General features: G+C 39.7%; 24 protein-coding genes and 1 other RNA gene. 6 read left to right on the top strand and 19 right to left on the bottom strand.

The genetic code is table 11. The features are described 5' to 3' along the window. Positions 1–175: 175 nt before the first annotated feature. The 4 genes from GJU40_RS01985 to GJU40_RS02000 form a co-directional block, all read right to left on the bottom strand. On the bottom strand, positions 176–727 hold the full coding sequence (locus GJU40_RS01985) for an isoprenylcysteine carboxyl methyltransferase family protein (protein ID WP_154306063.1): 552 nt from the start codon (positions 725–727) through the stop codon (positions 176–178). Next, positions 724–1,824, bottom strand: a complete 1,101-nt coding sequence (locus GJU40_RS01990; protein WP_154306064.1) for a type III polyketide synthase — start codon at positions 1,822–1,824, stop codon at positions 724–726. Before GJU40_RS01990 ends, GJU40_RS01985 begins: the two co-directional genes overlap by 4 nt. A 320-nt stretch (positions 1,825–2,144) precedes the next feature. Next, complete coding sequence (locus GJU40_RS01995; RefSeq protein ID WP_154306065.1) at positions 2,145–2,720, bottom strand: GNAT family N-acetyltransferase; 576 nt, start codon at positions 2,718–2,720, stop codon at positions 2,145–2,147. A gap of 436 nt (positions 2,721–3,156) precedes the next feature. Beyond that, the gene (locus GJU40_RS02000) at positions 3,157–4,656 is read right to left on the bottom strand and encodes a carboxypeptidase M32 (protein ID WP_154306066.1); all 1,500 of its coding nucleotides are present in this window, start codon (positions 4,654–4,656) and stop codon (positions 3,157–3,159) included. 221 nt (positions 4,657–4,877) lie between these two features. Between GJU40_RS02000 and GJU40_RS21185 the strand changes: the two genes are divergently transcribed. Continuing rightward, entirely contained in the window at positions 4,878–5,006 is a 129-nt protein-coding gene (locus GJU40_RS21185) for a hypothetical protein (RefSeq protein ID WP_281350653.1), read from the top strand. Between the two features lie 9 nt (positions 5,007–5,015). On the opposite strand, the gene GJU40_RS02005 is transcribed toward GJU40_RS21185, so the two are convergent. The 11 genes from GJU40_RS02005 to GJU40_RS02055 all read right to left on the bottom strand — a co-directional run bounded on the left by GJU40_RS02005 (position 5,016) and on the right by GJU40_RS02055 (position 16,014). After that, positions 5,016–6,944 (bottom strand): ATP-dependent DNA helicase, encoded by a 1,929-nt coding sequence (locus tag GJU40_RS02005; protein WP_154306067.1) that lies wholly within the window; start codon positions 6,942–6,944, stop codon positions 5,016–5,018. Positions 6,945–7,059: 115 nt separating this feature from the next. Continuing rightward, positions 7,060–7,251 (bottom strand): hypothetical protein, encoded by a 192-nt coding sequence (locus GJU40_RS02010; RefSeq protein ID WP_154306068.1) that lies wholly within the window; start codon positions 7,249–7,251, stop codon positions 7,060–7,062. Positions 7,252–7,324: 73 nt separating this feature from the next. After that, entirely contained in the window at positions 7,325–8,464 is a 1,140-nt protein-coding gene (locus GJU40_RS02015) for a THUMP domain-containing class I SAM-dependent RNA methyltransferase (RefSeq protein WP_154306195.1), read from the bottom strand. Positions 8,465–8,589: 125 nt separating this feature from the next. Further along, positions 8,590–8,971: RNase P RNA component class B (gene rnpB / locus GJU40_RS02020), an RNA gene on the bottom strand. Positions 8,972–9,046: 75 nt separating this feature from the next. Further along, on the bottom strand, positions 9,047–9,343 hold the full coding sequence (gene gpsB / locus GJU40_RS02025) for a cell division regulator GpsB (RefSeq protein ID WP_154306069.1): 297 nt from the start codon (positions 9,341–9,343) through the stop codon (positions 9,047–9,049). A gap of 118 nt (positions 9,344–9,461) precedes the next feature. After that, positions 9,462–10,016 carry an SLOG family protein gene (locus GJU40_RS02030; protein WP_154306070.1) on the bottom strand — a complete coding sequence of 185 codons (555 nt, stop codon included), beginning with the start codon at positions 10,014–10,016 and terminating at the stop codon, positions 9,462–9,464. 252 nt (positions 10,017–10,268) lie between these two features. Continuing rightward, a complete protein-coding gene (locus GJU40_RS02035; RefSeq protein ID WP_343031339.1) occupies positions 10,269–10,814 on the bottom strand; it encodes a class I SAM-dependent methyltransferase in 546 nt (181 codons plus the stop codon). A gap of 319 nt (positions 10,815–11,133) precedes the next feature. Further along, positions 11,134–11,457: a CotD family spore coat protein gene (locus GJU40_RS02040; protein ID WP_154306072.1), complete on the bottom strand. Its 324-nt coding sequence runs from the start codon at positions 11,455–11,457 to the stop codon at positions 11,134–11,136. A 346-nt stretch (positions 11,458–11,803) separates the two neighbouring features. After that, entirely contained in the window at positions 11,804–13,057 is a 1,254-nt protein-coding gene (locus tag GJU40_RS02045) for a ribonuclease H-like domain-containing protein (protein ID WP_154306073.1), read from the bottom strand. Position 13,058: 1 nt separating this feature from the next. After that, positions 13,059–15,338, bottom strand: coding sequence for a DEAD/DEAH box helicase (locus GJU40_RS02050; protein ID WP_154306074.1), 2,280 nt, complete (start codon positions 15,336–15,338; stop codon positions 13,059–13,061). 175 nt (positions 15,339–15,513) lie between these two features. Beyond that, positions 15,514–16,014: a PTS sugar transporter subunit IIA gene (locus tag GJU40_RS02055; protein WP_154306075.1), complete on the bottom strand. Its 501-nt coding sequence runs from the start codon at positions 16,012–16,014 to the stop codon at positions 15,514–15,516. 245 nt (positions 16,015–16,259) lie between these two features. Here GJU40_RS02055 and GJU40_RS02060 point away from each other — a divergent pair, with 245 nt between their 5' ends. The 3 genes from GJU40_RS02060 (at position 16,260) to GJU40_RS02070 (ending at position 17,311) form a co-directional block, all read left to right on the top strand. After that, a complete protein-coding gene (locus GJU40_RS02060) occupies positions 16,260–16,697 on the top strand; it encodes an Hsp20/alpha crystallin family protein (protein ID WP_343031349.1) in 438 nt (145 codons plus the stop codon). 184 nt (positions 16,698–16,881) lie between these two features. Further along, a complete protein-coding gene (locus GJU40_RS02065; protein ID WP_154306077.1) occupies positions 16,882–17,067 on the top strand; it encodes a hypothetical protein in 186 nt (61 codons plus the stop codon). Beyond that, on the top strand, positions 17,060–17,311 hold the full coding sequence (locus tag GJU40_RS02070) for a sporulation protein (RefSeq protein ID WP_154306078.1): 252 nt from the start codon (positions 17,060–17,062) through the stop codon (positions 17,309–17,311). The genes GJU40_RS02065 and GJU40_RS02070 overlap by 8 nt, the downstream gene beginning before the upstream one ends. Positions 17,312–17,553: 242 nt before the next feature. Here the strand turns inward: GJU40_RS02070 and GJU40_RS02075 are convergent, their stop codons facing one another. Next, entirely contained in the window at positions 17,554–18,144 is a 591-nt protein-coding gene (locus GJU40_RS02075; RefSeq protein ID WP_425481185.1) for a YppG family protein, read from the bottom strand. A 181-nt stretch (positions 18,145–18,325) separates the two neighbouring features. Here GJU40_RS02075 and yppF point away from each other — a divergent pair, with 181 nt between their 5' ends. Next, positions 18,326–18,508 (top strand): YppF family protein, encoded by a 183-nt coding sequence (gene yppF / locus GJU40_RS02080; protein WP_154306079.1) that lies wholly within the window; start codon positions 18,326–18,328, stop codon positions 18,506–18,508. A gap of 165 nt (positions 18,509–18,673) precedes the next feature. Continuing rightward, positions 18,674–18,841: a hypothetical protein gene (locus GJU40_RS20650; protein WP_170289304.1), complete on the top strand. Its 168-nt coding sequence runs from the start codon at positions 18,674–18,676 to the stop codon at positions 18,839–18,841. A gap of 254 nt (positions 18,842–19,095) precedes the next feature. Here the strand turns inward: GJU40_RS20650 and GJU40_RS02085 are convergent, their stop codons facing one another. From GJU40_RS02085 to GJU40_RS02095, 3 genes are all read right to left on the bottom strand, one after another. After that, positions 19,096–19,449, bottom strand: coding sequence for a YppE family protein (locus tag GJU40_RS02085; RefSeq protein ID WP_170289305.1), 354 nt, complete (start codon positions 19,447–19,449; stop codon positions 19,096–19,098). Between the two features lie 16 nt (positions 19,450–19,465). Beyond that, positions 19,466–19,765, bottom strand: a complete 300-nt coding sequence (locus GJU40_RS02090) for a hypothetical protein (RefSeq protein WP_154306081.1) — start codon at positions 19,763–19,765, stop codon at positions 19,466–19,468. A gap of 657 nt (positions 19,766–20,422) precedes the next feature. Further along, positions 20,423–21,421 (bottom strand): DUF2515 family protein, encoded by a 999-nt coding sequence (locus GJU40_RS02095; RefSeq protein WP_154306082.1) that lies wholly within the window; start codon positions 21,419–21,421, stop codon positions 20,423–20,425. Between the last annotated feature and the right edge of the window lie 88 nt (positions 21,422–21,509).

Here is a 21,509-nt window from a genome sequence, read left to right on the forward strand (position 1 = left end):
ATAAGCTGTAAGTGAAAACTGTACCTGCAACAAGAACCATTGTCATAGCTTTTCACCAACCTAACTGAAAATGATTTTCATTCCTTAATCACAGAATACCATGATTGATAATCATTTTCAATAGGGTTTTTCAGCTTTGTTGATGAAAACTCGCTTCATCTTTTTTAAATCAGTTTTATTTTGGGAGAAAACGACGTTTATTTGTGAATGCTTTTTGATAATTTGTATGCTGTCTGAGTGCTTTTTCTTCTGCTGGAATTCTGATCAGCATCATGAAAGCATTTAATATACTGAACAGAATTGCAGTAGCATATGCTGAAAACAGAAGAGGCAGGAACAGTATTTCCGCAGCCACCACTACATAATTTGGATGCCTCATGAATTGATAGGGACCCTTTGATACCACTTCATGATCTGGTATAATAATAATCCTTGTGTTCCAGTAATATCCAAGTGAAGCGATTGCCCAATATCTGATGATCTGGGTTAGTATGATCAGCGGCAGCAGCACTGGCCATAAGGGGGATATCCCGGAAGAAAAATAGGTTGTTTCAAGAACCAGGGCAAGCAGAAAGGAAACATGAAGAGTAACGATTAAGTAATAGTGTTCTCTTCCATGCTCTACACCTCCTCTGCTTAGAACCCATTTTTCATTTCTCTTGGCAATGATGAGCTCCGTTATCCGTTGAATAATAAGGAGGCTGATCACTATATAAAAAAGTGTCATGTTACGGCCTCCCATTGAACTGCCAGTAATTCTCCGCAAAATCCTGGACCTAATGCTCCTATCAGCCCTTTTTCTCCTGTTTTAGCCAAATCTTGCTCTAGATAATCGGCAATCACGTACATAACGGTAACCGCAGACATATTTCCATGGTTTTCAAGGACTTTTTGTGATACAGTCAGCGCACTCTCATCAAATCCCAAACTGTCTTTATAAGCGTCGAGTACTTTTTTACCGCCGGGATGCGCTAAAAAATGATTGATAGAGTGCAACTCAATTTCTCTGGTACTCAGAAACTCCTCCACAGCCGGTTTCAGCCACTTGCTAATGATGCTTGGAATATCTCTTGAAAAAATCACATAAAATCCATTGTCTTTGATGTCCCATCCCATTACTTCTTCAGAAGACTTCATAAATACGGATCTTGTGGCAAGTATTTCAGGAAGACTTTCTTTTGAAGAATTAGCTGAAAGGTTTACTTTCTTTCCCGCAATTAAGGTACAGGCTGTTCCATCTGCGAAAAGAGAAGTTCCAATAAAGTTGCTTTTTGAGTGATCATCATGCTGAAAGGTTAAGCTGCAAAGCTCAACACACACAACCAGCACTTTAGCTTCAGGATAAGCTTCACAGTAATCAAAAGCTCTTGAGAGGCCTGATGCACCGCCAGCACACCCTAAACCCCAAATAGGCATTCTTTTAATGGTTTCTTTAAATGGCAGGTTATTAATAATTTTTGCGTCTATGCTGGGTGTACTGATTCCTGTACTTGATACAAAAAAGATAGCATCTATTTCTTCACATTGAATTTCCTTTTTCAAAAGCTTTTGGTTAGTAAGACAATTTTTTATCGCAGAAACAGAGAGCCTTACAGCATGTTCAATATATGTATTGTTTTTCTCCTTAAAACTGTGATCTTCCTGATACCATGATAACGTTTCAACAAACTGCCTCTTTTTGATTTCTCCATTTTTAAAAGCTTTAAGAAGCCTGTCAATATCCTTAAAAGTATCTTTAAATTTCTCACGTGCAAAGCTCATGATTACGTCCTGCTGATATTCATGTTCTGGTATTCCCTTGCCGACAGACAGTATATATCCCATTTTCCCAACACCTTTGCTGTATACATTATCGTTACTTTTTCCAATAGCTCTAGGAATATTCTCCCTTAAGAACAATGTTTCATTACCCTTGGGTGCTCTCTATCAAACAAACACATGCTCTTTGTCTCAGTGGAATGCGTGTATTTTATAAAGAAGAGGTGCCGGCTTTACTTCATTCTTAGCAAAGCAAGCAGCTGATTGAAAGAAAGCAGCAACTTTCTTGAAACGCTGTCTATGCGAAAACAGCAAAAAAAAAGCCTTTCCGAGGAAAGGCTGACGCTTTAAAGGAGTTGTTGCTGTGCACTTTCATTATACAATAATCAGCTGAGATTTCCATCTGGTTTTTTTTGGTTTGACTTAAAAAAATACGACATGTATATTTCATCATCAAAATTGCCGTCTATCTTTACCTGATTCTTAAATATGCCTTCTTCAATAAAACCTGTTTTTTTATAAAGCTGGTACGCAATTTCATTGCTTGCGAATACTGTTAATGACAGCTTATGCAGTCCATGTGTTCTGCACCAGTCAAGCGTATAATACATCAGTTCTTTTCCTATTCCTTTACCCTGTGCAGGCTGATCAAGCCAGGTCCTGAACATGCCTGTATGCTGTTTCATTTTCAGATCTCCTCTAAGAACCCTGGCAATTCCGGCAACAGCACCATTTATTTCAACACCTGTATACATATGATCAAACTGCCGGGCCTGCCGGATAAAATTCTCTTCCTCTTGAAGGGTTCTTGGACGTTCTTTTTGAATATATTTTCCAGATGTAATAATGTCCCTCGCTGACTGAATGACATCTGCAGCATCTTTCAGTTGAACAGGTCTCAGTATGACCGGTTCTCCGTTTTTTGCAGTATACCTTTTCACTTCTTGAAAAACAGCACTCATCCAGTTTCACACCCTATGCTAGTTCTTAGGCCTAGTATGTTCAGAACTTGGCAAAGGATGAATGAAAATTTAAGCATTAATCTAAAATGAAAATGCAAATCACTTCTATATATGATCTAAATAGAGGATCTATTCCACGGTGGGGTACGCAGGGTTCCTCTAGTGAGGCAATGAATAAACTACCGCATTGTCATTGTTCATTATTTTAAGACTTGTTATGGACTTAAGAGCCCCAGGCCACCCTTATGAAGGACATTTAAACAGCTTTTTCACCTAGTTTTGTCCTTCATCGGCGTTATGAAGGACATTTCTACGGCTTTTTCACCTTGTTTTGTTCTTCATCGGCGTCATGAAGGACTTTTAAACAGCTTTTCCACCTAGTTTTGTCCTTCATCGACCTAAACATGGTACAATGCTTAACCTGTTGATTACATTTTTAAAGTTTATAAAGTCTGCTGTATTTTTCGTTCAGGTAGTCAATTAAATAGGAAGCTTTAAGTTCCTCACCTGTAGCATCCTTAATAATGTCCAATGGTTTTTTCAGCTTGCCGTAAGTATGAACTTTTTCCGTCAGCCACTCTTTAACCGGACTGATGTTTCCTTGTTCAATCAGCTCATCGAAGTTTTGCAGATCTTTCAACATAGCTTGCTTCAACTGAGCAGCATACATATATCCAAGTGCATAGGAAGGAAAATAGCCGAAGCTGCCGCCTGACCAATGTACATCCTGCAACACACCCTTCGCATCATTAGGAGGTGTGATTCCCAAATACTCTTCATATTTTTTATTCCAAATTTCAGGAAGATCTTCAACTTCTATTTCATCGTTAAAAAGTCCTTTTTCAATTTCATATCGAATCATAATGTGCAGTGGATACGTAAGCTCATCCGCTTCTATCCGAATCAATGATGGTTTAGATTCATTAATGGCAAAATAGTAATCATCAAGCTCTATATCCCTAAATTGTTCAGGAGAGATCTCCTGCAGCTTACTGTAATTTTTCTTCCAGAATCCTTTATTTCTTGCAATAAAATTTTCAAAAAACAATGATTGTGACTCATGTATCCCCATTGAGGTGCCATCGCACAGATTCGTACCAGTCAATTTCTTTGAAATATTCTGCTCATATACAGCATGTCCGCATTCATGAATCGTACCAAAAACTGCTGTTCTAAAATCCTGCTCATCATATTTTGTTGTAATCCTGACATCTCCACTGTTCAAGGAAATGGCAAAAGGATGAACCGTTTCATCAAGTCTGCCGGCACTGAAGTCATACCCGAGATTTTCCAGTATGTATGTATTAAAGGCAGCTTGTTTTTCCTTTGGAAAATGGCGGAACAGAAAATCAGTTTCAGGCTGATTGGAAGAGGACCCAATACTGGCTACAAGCGGTACAATGCTTTCCCTTAACTCGCCAAATACTCTATCTAGAACCTCAACTGTCATGCCCGGCTCATAAAAGTCCAGAAGTGTATTATATTTATTTCCCTCATATCCCCAGTATTCAAGGAATTCTTTGTTGAATGTAACAAGCTTTTTTAAATATGGAGCAAATAAAGAAAAATCTGATGCTTCCTTTGCCTCTTCCCAGATTGATTCAGCTTGAGACTGAAGAATTACATACTCTTTATACTGAGCAGCAGGTATTTTCTTAAACTGATCATAATCCTTTCTGGCTTCTTCAACAGCTTTCACTGTAACTTGTGACAAATCAGCTGAATCAGCAGACAATTCGTCCAGAAGATGTTTCATTTCGTCGGAAGTCTTCAAATCGAACACCGCTGCAGACAGTGTGCCGATAGCCTGTGAGCGCGACTCCACTCCCTTCTTGGGTGCACCTGTCCGTAAATCCCAATACATTAAATTAATTGCTTCATTATATCCCTGAATCGTTGCTAAATAGTCATAAAACTTTTTCTCAGAACCTTCCATTGTTTACCACTCCCTTATTTTCAGGCTGTTTTCACTTACTTTTTACATTTTCTATTCAGTTCCACTTACTTTACTATAGTTTTGCATGCATCTCCACACGGATTACAGGAGCCCTCTCTCTCCTGCTTCATTTTTGGGATTGCCAAGTAAGTGTTAGGTTTTCTGCTGTGCTGCTCCATCTGGAAATAATTAATTGCATATGTAGACTATCCCAGAAGGGTATGGAAGTCAATAAAAAATGCAGTCAGTTTTTAAAGGAGTTTTTGCGTCTGCTATCTTGCATGACTAAAGAGCATTTGGCTGTAAGTACGCAGCAAGAAAAACAAAAAAAACAAAAAGCAGGAGGATAAACCTCCTGCTTACACAGTGATGCTGACAGGCAGTACCTTTTGTACCGCATCCCTGACAGTTTGTTTTTCTTCGTTTTCAATAAAGATGTGTACGCTCCCCTGATCACTGCTTGATCGAATAAGACGGCCGATTCCCTGTCTCAGCCTTAACAGCATATAAGGCAGATCTACGTCAGCAAATGCATCTTGAGCTATATTCCTTTTTGCCTCAAATACTGGATCATGAGGTGGAAACGGCAGCGACCAAATGATTACATTTGATAATGATTCGCCGGGGATGTCCAGTCCTTCCCAAAGGTGAACAGCACAGAGTACAGACGACGGGTTATTTTGAAACTTTGAAACAGCTGAACTCATTTCTTCGTCTCCTTCAAATAAAAAAGGGTACGGTGTTTCTGTATGTTGCAGCAGTTCCTTGAAAGCAGCTAATTCCTCAGTATTCGAGAAAAGTACAAGCGTTTTTCCACCTGCCGCTTCAATGCTTTTCATTGAGATCTTAAATTTTTCTTCTGTATGGGATTTGCCTGCAGTCTGAATGTGCAGCTCCATTTGCTCCTCGTAGTCAAATGGCGACTCAACACTCATGGACATGTAATCTCTTATGCCAAGGCTGTCGGCCATATAAGAAAAATCTCCTCCATTTGAGAGAGTTGCAGAAGAGAAAATGTAAGGGATTTTTCTGGAAAACACTTTTTCCCTTAGAACTTCTTCAACTGTTCTTGGCATAATGACAAGAGAAACATCCTCTGCCTGCATCTCCATCCAGCTGATAGCACTATCATTTTTTACGAAAAGCGCCATTGAATATTCCATTTGGTCCAAGTACTCTTCCACAATTTTCAGCTCGTACGGATCAATTGTATACAGTTCCCCTTCAAAAACGAGCGCCTCACTAATTTCAGATAACTTTTGCAGAAGAAGCCCTCCATGATGTTTTACGTGGGCAGACATACTGATTTTCATCCGGTGTGATCCTTGCACGATGGAAGCAGAACTCTCCAGCGCCTCGTAAAACTCATCATTAATAGTGATTGCTTCTTCTACAAGATGAGCAAAGTCTTCTCTCACATCATTTTGCAGCAATCGTTCCAAAAGAAGCTCAAGCGTGCTTTTTTTCACTCTGTACGTGAGGGCTTTCTGGGCTGCATACTCCAATAAATGCCCCTCATCAAACACAACACTGCTGTGTTCAGGAAGCAGTGGCAGTTGACCTTCTCTTTTTCTGGAATCTGAAGTCCAGATATGCTCCATGTAAAAATCATGGGAGCAAACAATAATATCCGCTGCTTTTCGGTAATGATCCCTTGACAGGGTCAGGCCGCACCTGTTTCGCTGCGGACAGGATACACAGTCTTGAAATGAATCCCAAGAAACCCTTTCCCAATCACTGTCCGGCAGTGATGAGAATTCTTTCCGATCTCCATAATGATGGAACGACTGCATACCGGCTTGTTCATGAACAAAAGAAGGAAGAGATTCATACAAATCAAGAAAGATATCTCCTTCTTTCCTTTGCAAAACACTGTCCAATTTATTTAAACATAAATATTGAGATTGTGATTTGCTTAACCGCACATCTACATCCATGTTCAGGTGTTTTGCAATCTTTTGAATATCTCCTTCATCTTTGACGAGCTGTTCTATTAAAGTTTCATCCGCGCAGGCTATAATTGCCGGCTTTCCAGTGTATCTAGCATAGATGATTGCATAGAGGAGATAAACAATTGTCTTTCCAGTGCCAACACCTGCTTCTGCGAACATGATATTTTTTTCTCTAAAGGCACGTTCCATTTGGAATGCCATAAAAATTTGTTCATCCCGTAAATCAAAGCCTTTATCAGGCAATATATCGTAAAATACATCTCCAATCCAGTTGTTCAAACCCTGGTAAAATGTTTCTTCCTTTGTTAAGGAAAAAGGTAAACGCGACGCAGACATCCAGTGTCCACCTTTCCAATAAATTTTATTCAGACTAGTTATCATATCACTGAATAAGAAAAATCACAAATACATACCCTTAATGACAATAAAAAGAGAGCCGTGTCCGGCTCTCTTACCGATGCAGCATCGTATGAACAATGTATTTCCTGTCCAGTGCAGCTGCGTGGGCTGCAGCATTGAAAAGCTCTGTTCGTGCTTCATCTAGTATATTTCTGACGGGCCTGCTTTCCTCACTGTTTTCCAATGACTCATAAGAGGACTGCAAAGCACGGGAAATGAGCAGGAAATCTTCATTAGTCAACAAACAATACCACTCCTTTACGAGTAACGAACATAAGGGGTAATATCAGTTTACTCATAAAGAAGCATTTTTATTCCTATTCATTTCTGGGAGGTCTCTTGCCCCAGTATTGATAATAATCAGTCTTAATAAATCCGTTAAAGAGCTTTCTTTTTTTCGTTGCCGGCTTTCCGTATAGCTCTTGGAACCCTTCATGAGAAGTAAGCATATAGATGCTCCAAGTATCAAGAGGCTTAAAAGCCTCTCCCATTTCCCGGTACATTTTTTCTACCGCTTCTTTTTCACCAAGACGTTCTCCATAAGGAGGATTTCCAACGATCACTCCATACTGTTTTTCAGTGGTAAAATCCCTAACCTGCATCTGCTTGAATGATAAGATATCGCTTAAGCCTGCTTCTTCTGCATTTACCTTGGCAATCTCAATCATTCTATGGTCAATGTCATGTCCGCTTATATCCAGGGGCAAGTCATACTTGGCAAGATCTTCGACTTCCATTCTTGCCTCATTCCAAGCTTTTTTCTCCATCCAGTCCCATTGTTCAGAAACAAAATCACGGTTAAACCCGGGTGCAATATTCTGCCCGATCAGAGCCGCTTCAATTGGAATTGTTCCAGACCCGCAAAAAGGATCTACAAAAGGCTTATCAGGATTCCAATTAGTTAATGTGACAAGAGCTGCTGCAAGTGTTTCTTTTATTGGCGCTTCACCCTGGCCTGTCCTGAAACCTCTTTTATGGAGCCCGCTTCCGCTTGCATCAATTGTCAGTGTCGCAACATCCTTCAGCATGGAGATTTCAATGCGGGTCAGCGCACCTTTCTCCTCGAACCATGAGCTTCTTTTATACTGTGCCTGAAGTTTATCCACTATCGCTTTTTTAACAATTCTCTGACAGTCTGGTACTGATGCGAGTTTTGATTTCACCGATTTCCCGATGACAGGAAACTCAGAATCCTCGGAAATATATTGTGCCCAATCAAGAGCTTTGGTTTTCTCAAAAAGTTCGTCAAAGGAATATGCATTGAATTGGGCAATTTGCAGTTTAATTCTGTCAGCCGTTCTCAGCCATAAATTTGCCCTTGCGACCGCTAGTTCATCACCTTGAAATGTTACCCTTCCATTTTCTGTTTTGGGTTCATACCCCAGTTGTTTGACTTCATTAGCCACGAGAGATTCAAGTCCCATCGCTGCAGTTGCTATAATTGTAAGGTGCGACATCATTCACCCGTCCTTTGCTGCATTTTTTCAATATCTGTAACCAATATCTATAGCTTATGTAAAAAAGCTCCCCTATATAAAGGAGAGCCTACAATATATGATGTAAGTAACCGGTCATAATAACATTCTGTAAGCCATGTTTTGTTCCTTTGTACTGCAAACGGCAAAGCCTCGTACTCAGGTGGTAATCATCTATCTACAGATCGCTCTGTCCTTCTCCTTGTTGAGTTCCTTAGAGAAGATGCCCCTACCAATATTTGGGTTTCTCGCTCGAGGGGTTTACCTCGTTCCACTCCTGAAATTTCTTTCAGGACTCCGTCACTGTGGCACTTTTCAGGGTATTGAAGCCATATCTAAAGACTTAGGCTCTTTCCCCGCCGTCAGCCTGGCAAACCAGACTGCCCTAGCTTATTTATTCGCTAGGCACGAACACTACGGGCATCTCAGCACCGTGCGAGCATGGACTTTCCTCTGCAGCCCTGAAGACTGCAGCGATTACCCGAATGATATTATTATCTAACCAGTAAATTTGATTATACAGTAATTAAAGTAAAATCGCAAATGTTAACAATAACCAGTTCGTCAATCGTAAAGCTTGCTTCCGAATACGTGTTTCTCAAGATTTGACAATCTCTTCAGGATGTCAAAGTTAGTTGTATTCGTTTGTGCAGGCTGTTTTTTGTATGAATCCTCAAGCTGCTTTTTCAGTCTCATGTTTTCCTGCTGAAGCTCTTCAATTTCCTGATGAAACGTTTCATAGTCTTTAATAATGCTGTCAAGATACTTATCGACTTCTTCCTGTTTGTAGCCTCTGACAGAAGTTTTAAATTCTTTTTCCAAGATTTCTTTTGCAGTTAAATTAACTTTGTCCGCAAGCATCTACTTCACCTCTTATTGTGAAATCCTCACATTTTATTTTTTCAGATTATGGCCTCGTTGTCAATTCATCTTTTCATATACCTGCCGAATTATTGCTGTTTTGCCAATATTTTTATATTTACCAATCTTTCAGCTGTTCTTCTTCTACAATTACCTGCAAATCATGAAAAGTGATCTGGGTTATTTTAAGGTCTTTATTTTGCTGCGCTTTTTTTGCGGCTTCCAGAAAGAACTTTGGCGACCCTTCTTTTTCTTCATCATATAATAAAAGAACAGCATCACTTTTGGCAACTAAAAAATCATTTTTTAAACGAAATTGCTGCGGGCTTTCATAATTCCTTTTTGTAATGCTGTCTACAAAATCCGCTTGCGAAACCACCATCTCATATAATTCCTTGTTATGTTCGTTCCAATTTTCTTCCTGATTCAAAAATGGCGTTATAACAGCAAGCTGCACATCTGGAAAAGCTTCCTGAAGTTCAAAAACAGACTCTGCTGCCCAAAGCTCGGCGCCAAGCTGGCCGCTCACGATTACCCATTCCAATCCATCTTCTGCAAGATTATGTAACTCCTTTAAAAAAGCTTTTTTAATATAATCTACGGCTTCATGTGAAGAACTGAAGATACCCAGTTCATGGGGCTTGTAGCCCGTTACAGTCAATATTCTAGCCATTATGCACCTCCTTTAAATTACAGTAAGCACACATGCAGCTTAGGCTTATTTAATGGATATTTTAGAGGAAAGGAGCTGAGTTTCAGCTCCTTATCATGAGCAAAATTTTGCTCTTTACAGCCATATGTTCATTGTACCATTTTAAGGCTGTCTTCCTCTGCAATTACCTAAAAATCTGTGCTGTTTAAACAGCATATAATTAGATTTTCCATCTAACAAATGTGAATGATACCGGTAAAGCAGCATACTTGCTCAAAGGAAATTGTCATCATTTTCATGCCAGGATAGTTGTTTCTGCCGTTTTCTGCAAATGGTTAACCCAGGAGAAACAGGAAGTGTCACCATTTCAAATAAGTCCCTTTCTTTAGACAATTCATCAATTGCTTGATAGGCTGTCCCGCATAAAGCCGGCTGAATCATCCACTCATTTTCAGGATGTGAATCATGAAATAAAATCAGACCATGCGGTACAACAAACGGAAAAAAATTTCTAAAGTCTTGCAACACTGCCTCTTTTGAATGATCTGCATCAATAAATAGCATATTTATCTTTATTGGGTTCGCTTTTAAACTTTCGGCAAAATCCTGAGTAGATCCGTGGAAAAACTGGGCTTTAGGAGAATTCAACATTAATTTTCCAGCTTCAGCATTTATATCTACTCCAATTAATTGATCTGTAAACTCAGCCATTTTGTTAAACAGCTCGCATTTAAACAGTCCGAGCTCCACATACATACTTGGACGAACAGCACTTGCAAGATTGGTAATAAAATCTTCATGCCAATTCAGTTTAGCCACTTTCTCATCCCTCTCCATTCAACTCATATGCTCCATTCATATTATATTTAACAGAAGGGATTTTGTTACATAGTCCTGAAAAAGGAGAATAGGTGCTTCAAAAATGTAAGCCGATAGTATATATTCTGGTTCCCCTGCAGAAATGACTGTATGTACAGTTTGGTGCCACGTTATTTGCTTTTCAACTATAGAATTCCCGAAATGATTCCTGCAGAGGAATTGTGCCCTGTTTTTGTTTTTCTTCATACAATGAAAAAGAGCATATTAACATCTATACAAGAAAAAAGGAGCTGAAACTCAGCTCCATTTTCCGTATCTTTTAGCGGCCTGGATACATTTTTCCAGGTCCAGGAAATCCACCTACACCTGGTCCAGGAAATCCGCCTACACCTGGTCCGGGAAATCCGCCAACGCCAGGTCCTCCAAAAGGGGCTGGCCCGGCAGCATTAAAATGCTGATGAGCCACTTCGTTTACGAAAGACTCAGAATGCGGGAAATAGTGAACATGCTGGAACATCTCGTGGTTCACATTAGTAGTGTGTGAAGGATGAACGTGAGGTACTACCGTGTTTGAAAAAGTATTATTCACACAACATTTTGTCGGATGAACAATGGGAGCCAACATTTTTGGTCTGCAATGCATGTGTTTATTCTCCTTTCAACGCTAAGGTTGTTTATTATTTTCCTTAATAGCCTATGATGAAAGGGGTAAACATGTACTATTACAAAAACCTATTTTTTAGAGAAAAGCATAAAAGCTTTCTTTGAAATTCGAAAAAATAAATGCTGTCAGGACAAGCACAATAAAAAACAAATACAATATTCCTTTATACATTATTAAACTCTCCCCAAAAAAGATCACTTATATCGTTTATTTTACATTTTCCGAGTTGTTTCTACAATGTCTTTGGAATCGTTTTACAAAAAGTCATAATTTCGTCATAATTTATCTAAAAAGCAAGGATTTTGCGCTTGCCCGGGGAATACTTTCATTTATTTACTTTAAGTTGCAGTCTCTTTATCCTTTTTTGAAGATCTTCTTTTAGGCTTGGATGCAGTTTTGCAAACTGTTCAATCTCTTTCAGGTGCGCATATGCCAGACTCGCCGTTTCAAGTGCCTCTGCAGCCATCTTCTTCTTGTGTTCCAAATGCTTCGCCATTTCGATTGCTGCTCTGATTTTCGAAGTCCCGCTGGAGTGTTGAAAAACCTCGTTAAACATTGGCTCCGCTCTTTCCCACTCATTGGATTTCTTTAATATCATTGCCGCCTCCATTTTAGCCCGATACTGGTTACTACCATCTTTCTCCGCTGCTGATTCATATATTTTCAAGGCCGTGGGGGTGTCTCCGGCTGTTTGAAACCACCTGGCCAATTCATATTGCTCCTGCTGATCTTCAACTTCTTCAGCAAGGAGAATTTTTTTAGATAGATGAATATACAGTGTAATCAATGACAGTACATCGATTTCATTATGTTTCAGTACACCTGCAATATTCTCTGGATGCTGTGATTGTAGGAATTGAAAGTACATCATCGGAGCAAGGTAACCAGGTATATCAGCATCTCTGTGAATGTTAAGAATGTCTTTTTCTACATTAGCCAATTTTACCGAGTCCATATTGTTCTTCCACATCCTGCGGGCAGCATGGAACAAATCAAAATGGCCGAATTCAGGGAGGGCAGGAACTGCATCTCTTACCAAGGTATGTCTTGTCTTTACCTGCGGCCAGTCAAAGGCTTTCCCATTATAGGTGACAAGCGTTTTTAAATTAATTCCACTCAGAAAATGGTGGTAGAGCGCTGTCTCGTTACCTGGAGCAGGTAGTAGATACTGCCTCACCACCACTTCATTTTTCTGCACCCTGGCCTGGCCCAGCAAAAATATTGCATTGCCGGTTCCCCCTCCAAGCCCTGTTGTTTCTGTATCAAAGAAAAATAATTCCCCTGCAGTATGGCCTTTTGCTGATAAAGGATGTGTAGAACTGCTTTTGTTCCACTCATTTACCACATTCACAAATTCCCCCAGGCAATACAGTCCATGCTCATAGGTCAAGGGATAAGAAATCTCTCTAATAAGCGAGTATTCTTCCCCATGAAATACTGATTTCACATCGTGGTGACCCCACTCTTTTAGGTATTGAATGTTCGTTGTATTCCCGATTGCAGCATCTGCAGGATGTGGTGATTCCTGCGGAAGTTTCATCTGACTTTTATATCTGCTGAGTTTTCCTTTAAGTGACATTTTATTTTTTGTCTCCTCTAATTTTCTCCAGTAAATACAGAGAGTCAGTTTTATGATTCTGACTTCCTCCCTCAAGTCCTGTACAGGAAGGACAGCCTGCTTCACAAGGACAATTTTGCACTGCTTGGAGAGCATCAGCTATAATGCTGTCAAAAGATTCGTAAACCTTGCTTGCCAGCCCGACTCCTCCCGGATATCGGTCATAAAGGAAAATTGTCGGCAGATTGTTGTGTGATGCTTTGATTTGTGATATCACATGCAAATCTGAAGGATCGCACATTACTTTTAAGGGTGCAATCCGGTGAAGCAGGGAAGCGGCACCCAGCAGCGCATCTTCAAGGCGGTTCTCCTTCCATTCTGCCTTCAATTCCTCTCCAACGCTCAGCCAGGCTGCATTGGTATGAAGCTCTGCTTCAGGAAGGGAAATAGGACCTGAACCGATATTTTCATGAGTATCGAATTTTATCTTTTTGAAGATGGTGGCCATTGCCTGTACGGTCACATCTCCATAGCCAAAAGCTATGCTCTTTTCTGCTCTTTCTTTATCCACTTCAAGCACTTTCAGCTGTACAGCTAAATTGGCATCTGTAAAATAGTCTACATCCACTTCCCTGACAAATGCTTTCTTTTCTTCCCAATCGAGCTTCTCCACTTGATACTGCACACCTTGATGAAGGTATATAGCTTCTTCATGAAGAAGCGTCATTGCGCTGAATGTATCCATTTCTCCAATTACTCTTACGTTTGCTACATTTCCATAATCGATAATCACCACATTTTCCTGTGAAGCTGAACGAAGGCTGACATTGTGTGCGGGAAAAGCATCATTCATCCAGTAAAATTTTCCGTTATTTTCATGAAGAACCCTTTCATCTGCTAAAAATTCAAGCACCTCTTGGAGTTCAACTCCTCCAAAGCTCTCGCTTCTGGAAAATGGGAGTTCGAAAGCAGCACATTTAATATGATCTATTAATACAATCAAATTATCGGGATTTAAGACAGCTGTTTCCGGATTTTGATTAAAAAAGTACTGCGGGTGCTGAATAATAAACTGATCAAGCGGGCTTGAGCTTGCCACCATAACAACCAGAGACTCTCCCTGTCTTCTTCCTGCTCTTCCAGCCTGCTGCCAGGCGCTTGCAATCGTACCGGGGTAACCCGTCATAATACAAACCTGAAGCTGTCCAATATCCACACCTAGTTCAAGAGCATTTGTACTGACCACTCCCATGATTTCTCCAGACCTCAAACCCTTTTCTATTTCTCTCCTTTGGTTGGGCAGATAACCTCCCCGATAGCCACGAATTGATTTAGGACCAAGCTTCTTTTTAATCAGCTCCTGCAGGTAAGTTAGAATAATTTCCACTCTGACCCTGCTTCTGGCAAAAACAATCGTCTGTATATTGTTGCTTAAAAACCTGCCTGCAAGATCCCTGACTTCAAGCGTAGCACTTTTTCTGATATTAAGCGGCTCATTCACTACAGGCGGGTTATAAAACAGGAAGTGCTTCCTGCCGGATGGGGCGCCATTATTATTAATAAGGGTCATTTCCTTTCCTGTAAGCTCCTCAGCAAGCTGGAGAGGATTGGCAATGGTGGCGGACGTACAAATGAACTGAGGGCTGCTGCCATAAAACTTGCATATTCTTAATAACCTTCTAAGTACGTTAGCTACATGGCTTCCAAACACGCCTCTGTATATATGAAGCTCATCGATGACTATATATTTTAGATTTTCAAAAAGAGAAACCCATTTTGTATGATGAGGCAGAATAGCTGAATGAAGCATATCTGGATTCGTAATGACAATGTGGCCTGCTTTTCTTACTCTTTGCCTGATCGCGGGAGAGGTATCTCCATCATAGGTATAGGAATTAATTCCCATCCCCATTTCAGCTATGATTTCGTTCAGCTCGCTCTTCTGATCCTGAGCAAGTGCCTTGGTGGGAAAAATATAGAGGGCCCTGCTGTTTTCCTCTTCAATCACCTTTTGAAGTACGGGAAGGTTATAGCAAAGCGTCTTCCCTGATGCTGTAGGTGTAACTGCCACAAAGCTTTTCCCTTCCTCTGCAGCCTGCAAAGATGCCTCTTGATGTGTATACAGTTCGGTAATCCCTCTTCTTTCAAGGGCACTCCTCAGCCTCTCATCAACGTAATTCGGAAAAGGATTTGAAATGGCAGGTTTTTCATCTATGGTATGCCAATGGACTATTTGTTTTTTCGTTAGTTGATCATTTTGTAAAAAATGAATAATATCCCCTAAGGATTTTTTCTTGAACATTTCATTCACTCCTTATAGCTTTATTTTAGCGAATGAACGTTCGATGATAAAGAAAAATTTTCGCTATAGAAAAGCTGTTCAAACCTTGGCGCTTGATCTGCCAGCTGTAAAGGCAGGCGTGCCAGTGTATGGCAGCCCAAAATACAAAAAAAACAAGCCCTTAAGGCCTGCATTTTTACTTAGCTTTAACTTTAAATACTTCGCTCGTTGCTTTGGTGACTTCGCCGGTTGCCTGAATGTCAAGACTTTCAAGAATATCTCCATTCGTTACTACAATCGGTGTGATGGTACTGGATGCTTTTTCTTTAATCAAATCTAAATCACAAGTGATAAGGGTATCCCCAACTTTCACTTTGTCTCCTTCTTTCACATGCGCCTCAAATCCTTCTCCATTCATCGTAACCGTCTCAAGACCGATATGAATCAACAGTTCCATACCTGTTTGAGACTTAATCCCGATTGCATGCTTCGTGTGGAACAGCTGGATAATTTCACCGTCTACAGGAGACACAATCGTTCCCTCAGAAGGCTCTATCGCTACCCCGTCACCCATCATTTTTTGTGAAAATACCGGATCCGGAACTTCTTCAAGATTCATCATTCTTCCTGTTAAAGGAGCGAAAACAGCTTCTTCAGTTATAACCTCTTCTTTTTTTCCAAATAGCTTTTTAAACATATGGACACGTCTCCTTCCGAGCATGCTCTTATTATTCTCATTACCACGCCAAGTTATTTTAAAACCTAAAAAGACATGATTATCACTGGGGTTTCCCCTTTATCATCACGCCTTGGCATATGTATATACAACTTCATTAAAACATAAATTTTACACTTTCTCAATTACAATCTTAACATCTCTCTAGGCTGCAGCATATTTTATCTGGAACACAGGTAAACGGAGGAGGGCTATAATTGAAAAAAGTGAATAAAAATATTGAAGACAAGGTGATTTCACAGTTGCCGGAGAATCTCAACTTTGGGGATTTAATTCAGCAAGTATTATCGTCACACCCAATCCAGGAATTTATTAAAGAGATTGGAGAATTTGCATCTGAAAACCTGCAATTTCCCTATTTAGATATTTCAACAACTGAAACCGAAGAGCACTATTTAATTGAAGCTGTATTGCCAAATGTGAATCCGCAGCAAGTAAAGGTTGTCGCCGAGGGCAGATATGTGACAATTTCAATACAACAAAGAGAAGAAATCACTGAAGAAAACAGTAACACACACTATTTCCGTAAATCTGTAACGGCAAACAGCATTTCCCGTTCTGTCCTTCTCCCAGCGGAAGTAAAGCAGAAGGACATGATCACTCTTCACCGTGATGATACTTTATTGATTAAAATTCCTAAATAAAGTTACAGCGTGCTTACCTAAGCTGTATTTCTTCCATAGAAGCTTAGCAGATGATACCAATTCATCTGCTTTTTGTGTTGGCGCTGCAGCTACTAGCAGCTCTTCACTTTTTTTCTTTTTGAAAGGGAATTATTTACACGGTAATTTTCCGCGTAAAGAGAAAAATAACTGCAGGAGGTGCAACATGAAAAAAACAGGCCATTCTTCAACAAACACTTCAAGAATTTATGCTGAACCAACTAACTCTCCTTCTCTTGTGATAAAAACAAACCTAGATCCTCAGGACGAGTTGGATCAAAATCCTTATGCATCAAGTGAAGCCGAACAAAACAAGCTTCAAGACTATTTTGGTGAAAACAACCATGAATAAATCACTGGGATACTTAAGAGAAGCTATATCTAACTATACAGACAGAAACGAACAAAGTATCAGTATTGATTATAAACTTCAAAATGGCTCCTATCAGTCTGAAAGGTATTTTGTAGATGTACTCTCAGACGAGGAGATCAGCTTTCTTAACTCCGTCCTTCCAGATGAAATTCGTTATGCGATGGATGAAAAAGATTATCAGCGTGTGCATGAGCTGAATGAAGTCTTTGAACAACTGTATTAATGGGACTGAAAATGAATAAAGAAAACATGAACAGGTATATTTCTATAGTATTTCAAGAAGGTGCTATTGAAAAAGGGAGAAATGGCTGCCAGCTGGAGGATGTCAGAGATGTACTAATTCAATAGCTGAAGATGTATCAGCAAGGTGAATTTCACTGCATGGAAAATTCCCTGGCGATTAATAGCACAAAGCGTGGAAAAACAGTATCACTAAAAAACAAGCATGGCTGCATGCTTGTTTTTTTATACCTTAAAGATAGATGTGACACCTTTCATTAGAGATCCCATTTGGTTCACCGCACTCATCATCTGTCCTGCTGTATCCATCATTTTGTTCATATCATACTGGCCATTTTTATTTTTAAACTGCGACATAATGGATTGAAAGCCGGGAGACTGCGGCTTCATGAACGGCATAGGTTTTGGATACGGATTTGGGAAATATCCTGCCTGATTGAATGCTCCCGCCTGCTGATTGTATGCAGCGGGCTGTTGATTGTAGACTCCCGGCTGCTGCCCGAAGATTCCCGGCTGCTGGGGAAATCCTCCAATTTGAAAGCCTTGCTGACCGGGTGCTCCTCCACTTTGAAAAGCATGCTGATTAGGTGCTCCTCCATTTTGGATGTAATCAATATTCTGCTGAAAAAAAGGAAATTGACCAGGAGGCGCAAAAATATTCTGCTGCTGCGGATTTTGGGGATAAGGGTTCATAGGAACTTGGTAAAACGGGCTGTAGGGAACTCCTTCATGATAGGGCTGATAAAATTGCTGCATGTTCATATTTCTCTCTTCTCTTTTACTTCTTCTTGCTTGGGAATCACTAAAATAATGCAACTTCTCTCACTCCCTGCTTTATACATTGGGCTAATACATACATATGGGAAAAGAGATACTTTGGTGTTATAGAAACGTTTCGAACTTTGTCTAAAATTGTCGGAAGTTTAAATTTTTCAAAAAAAGAAGATAACTCATAATTGTGATAACATGTAAAAAAGCAAAAAAAGGGGATGTTAAAATGAAACTTTTTGAATTAGAAGAGACATTTTTTAAGGTAAAAGCATACCGCTATGAAAACCTTGATCAATTGATGGATTTTACTCGCCTGCTTTACCTTAAAGGAAAACTGAACCTTTCGGAATATAGACAAGCTTTGAAGCAGTTAGAGTCAAACGGGGCTACACTTCCTGAAACCATGTAAATGATAATCGGGCATGCCGTAAATCTACGGCTGCCTTTTTTTAACTTCACAATCACAACTGCTTCTTATTGGCGTAATTTAACGGCCCTGTTAGCCATCCAATGCACATAGCGAAAACCTTTTAAACAGATAATAATGAGGCAATACAAAAGGGGGCTATCATGCATGAGCAGAGGAAAACATTTTGGGCACAAGAAGCAAGGCCATCAATCGCAGCCGCCAGCCTATGGCAGAGAGGTGCACCCCAAGAACAACGAAATTGTTGAATATTCTATTCAGCCTGCAGGTTCTGCTGACAGGTCTCCGGTTGAAATTGTCAGAGATAAAGGGTGACACTGTACAAAGTGTCTCTCAGACTGTAAACAAACTCGATGGAAATTGGGCTTGTTTACAGTCCTTTTTTAGTTTGGAACTAGTATCGGATGATTGATTTTTCTTGCGGATTGCCTCATGCCCGCGGGCGATGAAGGACAAAACCCAGCGGTACAGCGACAAAAATGTCCTTCATCAAAATGATGAAGGACAGATATAAGCAGTCTGTAGAGTTTACTGTGAAGAAAACTCATTCTTCATAAAAAATGTAGAAGTTAGCTGAGCTCATCCAAAATAGATTGCAAAAAATAATCTATAGACTCTTTTTGATTTTTAAAGCGTTTCTGCTTGGAATCTTTATAGTAAGACTGAAGAACGAGCTGTTCCAGGTTTTCTGCAGCTGCCTCAACCTGTGATATGTGAATATATTTTGGAGCTGCTTCCTTGATCCATTGTGCCGTCTTTTTTTTCCACTCATCTATCAAGGAATCTGCTTCCTCTACTGCCGGCTTTACGACGGAAAAAAAGTCATTTTCCCCGTCTTTTAGTAATGTTTCCTGAAAGTTATCCATGCTTATTTGAGCTTGCTGCAGCAGTTTTTCTGTTAATATTCTTACATCATCTTTCACTATTTTCACCTCTGTCTTATGTTAACAGACAAGCAGAGGTCTCACAAATACTCTTCTCAAAGCTCGTACTGATTTTAAAAACAGTCAGCGCTGAATTTTCCTCATACTGAGGCTTTTGGTGTTGAATTTCAAGCATATGGCCTTCCAATTCATGCAGCTGCAGTTCAACATCCCTTGCTGCTGACTGCAATTCCAGTTCCTTCATATATATATAATTTGCCATACTGTCAGTGACCTTGTCCTCCAACTCGTTCAGTTCATCCAAAACCTCATTCAGCATTGTTTCAAGTTCTTGTCTGGGGATCAGCTTTTCCATGAAATCACCTCTCCTTTCATAACCTAAGAATTCTTGAAAAAGAGTGCTGTTCCTTCCCGCTTGACAAAACTAGAAGCCATTCGCCAAAGAAAGAAGAAATGAATAGCTTTTTCTCAGTTTTCGACATCCATGCAGATTACATAAAGTATGAAAAATTTTTGAATGCAGACAATAAGAGCGGGAGGTGTAACAATATGTCAAAGAAATCAAATAAAAAACAGCAAAAAGCAGGACAGGAAAAAGCAGCTGGTTATGGAGACAAAAAATTAGAAGGACCTAATCGTCCTTCAGAGTGAGATAGAGCTAAAAAATGGCAAGGACAGAATTGTTCTTGCTTTTTTCTGTTGAGTCCCTGTAACTCCTGCCATTGTTTTATGTACCATAAAACATGCTGAACAATCTGGTTAAGCATATATTTTGATAAGCAGGCATAACATTTCCGCTTATGTAAATAGCCATGGCATTTCATTATTTAGATAACTGAGAAGGAGATTTTTCATCAGCACAACCGGAATAGCTTTTCTTCTATTCATCACTGCATCAATCGAAAATGCTAAGCTCATTTTTCTTTACTATATAAATTGATTGGTCAAACCTTTAGTCAGATGAATGACAAGAAACCTTCATCAAGATCTAAAAATATGCAGTACCTGATCATCAATCTTTCTTCTTGTCCCGATGGCTGACATACTTCCAATACTCATCACATAGTGCAAGAATATGAAGCTGATTTTGTTTTTGATGATACCAGTCTGTGATTTCAAATTTTTTGGGAGCAGCTTCAGCTCTTCTGAATTTCGCTACATTTTGTCCGTGAAACCAATCTGCTTTATAATCGTCTATATTTGTTGAGACCGCTCCATATGCCGTTCTAAGCATGGGAGTGGTCCTTCTGTGAGTGGATTTCAGCACTCTTTCATAATCAAATCGGGAGCCAGTATGAACCACTGTATCTGAAAACTCTTTAAATTGACTATAATAAAGTGGATGGAACAACAGCCATGCCAGCTTCTTACCCAGAGAAATCCTTTTTTTAGGGTTTTTGAATTCATTCACAGTTATTCCATACAGTTTTTTATGAAGTACAGGGAAAATAACAGTACTAAAATGAAAAGTATCCTGAAATAAAAATTTACTGGTTGAAAAAACATGTTTCTTAAAATAGAGTCCTTCCAGCACAGGTTTTTGGATTACATGCTGTTCGTTAATAATTAAAGAAGTCATCAGCCTGGCTTTATCCTGGTGCTTCCAATAAAAATTCCACTCATTCACCATAAACATGGAAACATTGAAATGGGACAGCAAGTAAAAAAATGGCTTGCCTGCTTTTAAAGAGTATTCATATAAAAGAAGCTGAGGGTAGGCATCGGAAAAGATCAGAAAATTAGCAGCCTCGTATGCATAAAAAATAGACTCTCTTTCTTCTGCAGAAAGAAATTTGCGGTACCATGTTCCTTTTAAATCAGTCATGCACCAGCCAGCATTTCTGGAAACCATACTGGCCAAAAAGGACCATTGAATATCTTTATTTCTGTTATAGTAGGTCCTGTAGCTTTCCGTTCTGGATATATTGTCATAATTTCTTTTTTTCGTCGAATATTGTATATAGCGGACAATTTCCCTGTCTTCCTGAGCCGCTGCAGATTGTTCTGTCATATGTGCTGATGACCTCCCCTGCCCGGAATATGAGGCAGAAATATCTTGAAAAGCGAAAGAAACAAGGGTAATATATTCTCCAATATCC

It is taken from the genome of Metabacillus lacus (assembly GCF_009674805.1).
Lineage (GTDB): Bacteria > Bacillota > Bacilli > Bacillales > Bacillaceae > Metabacillus_C > Metabacillus_C lacus.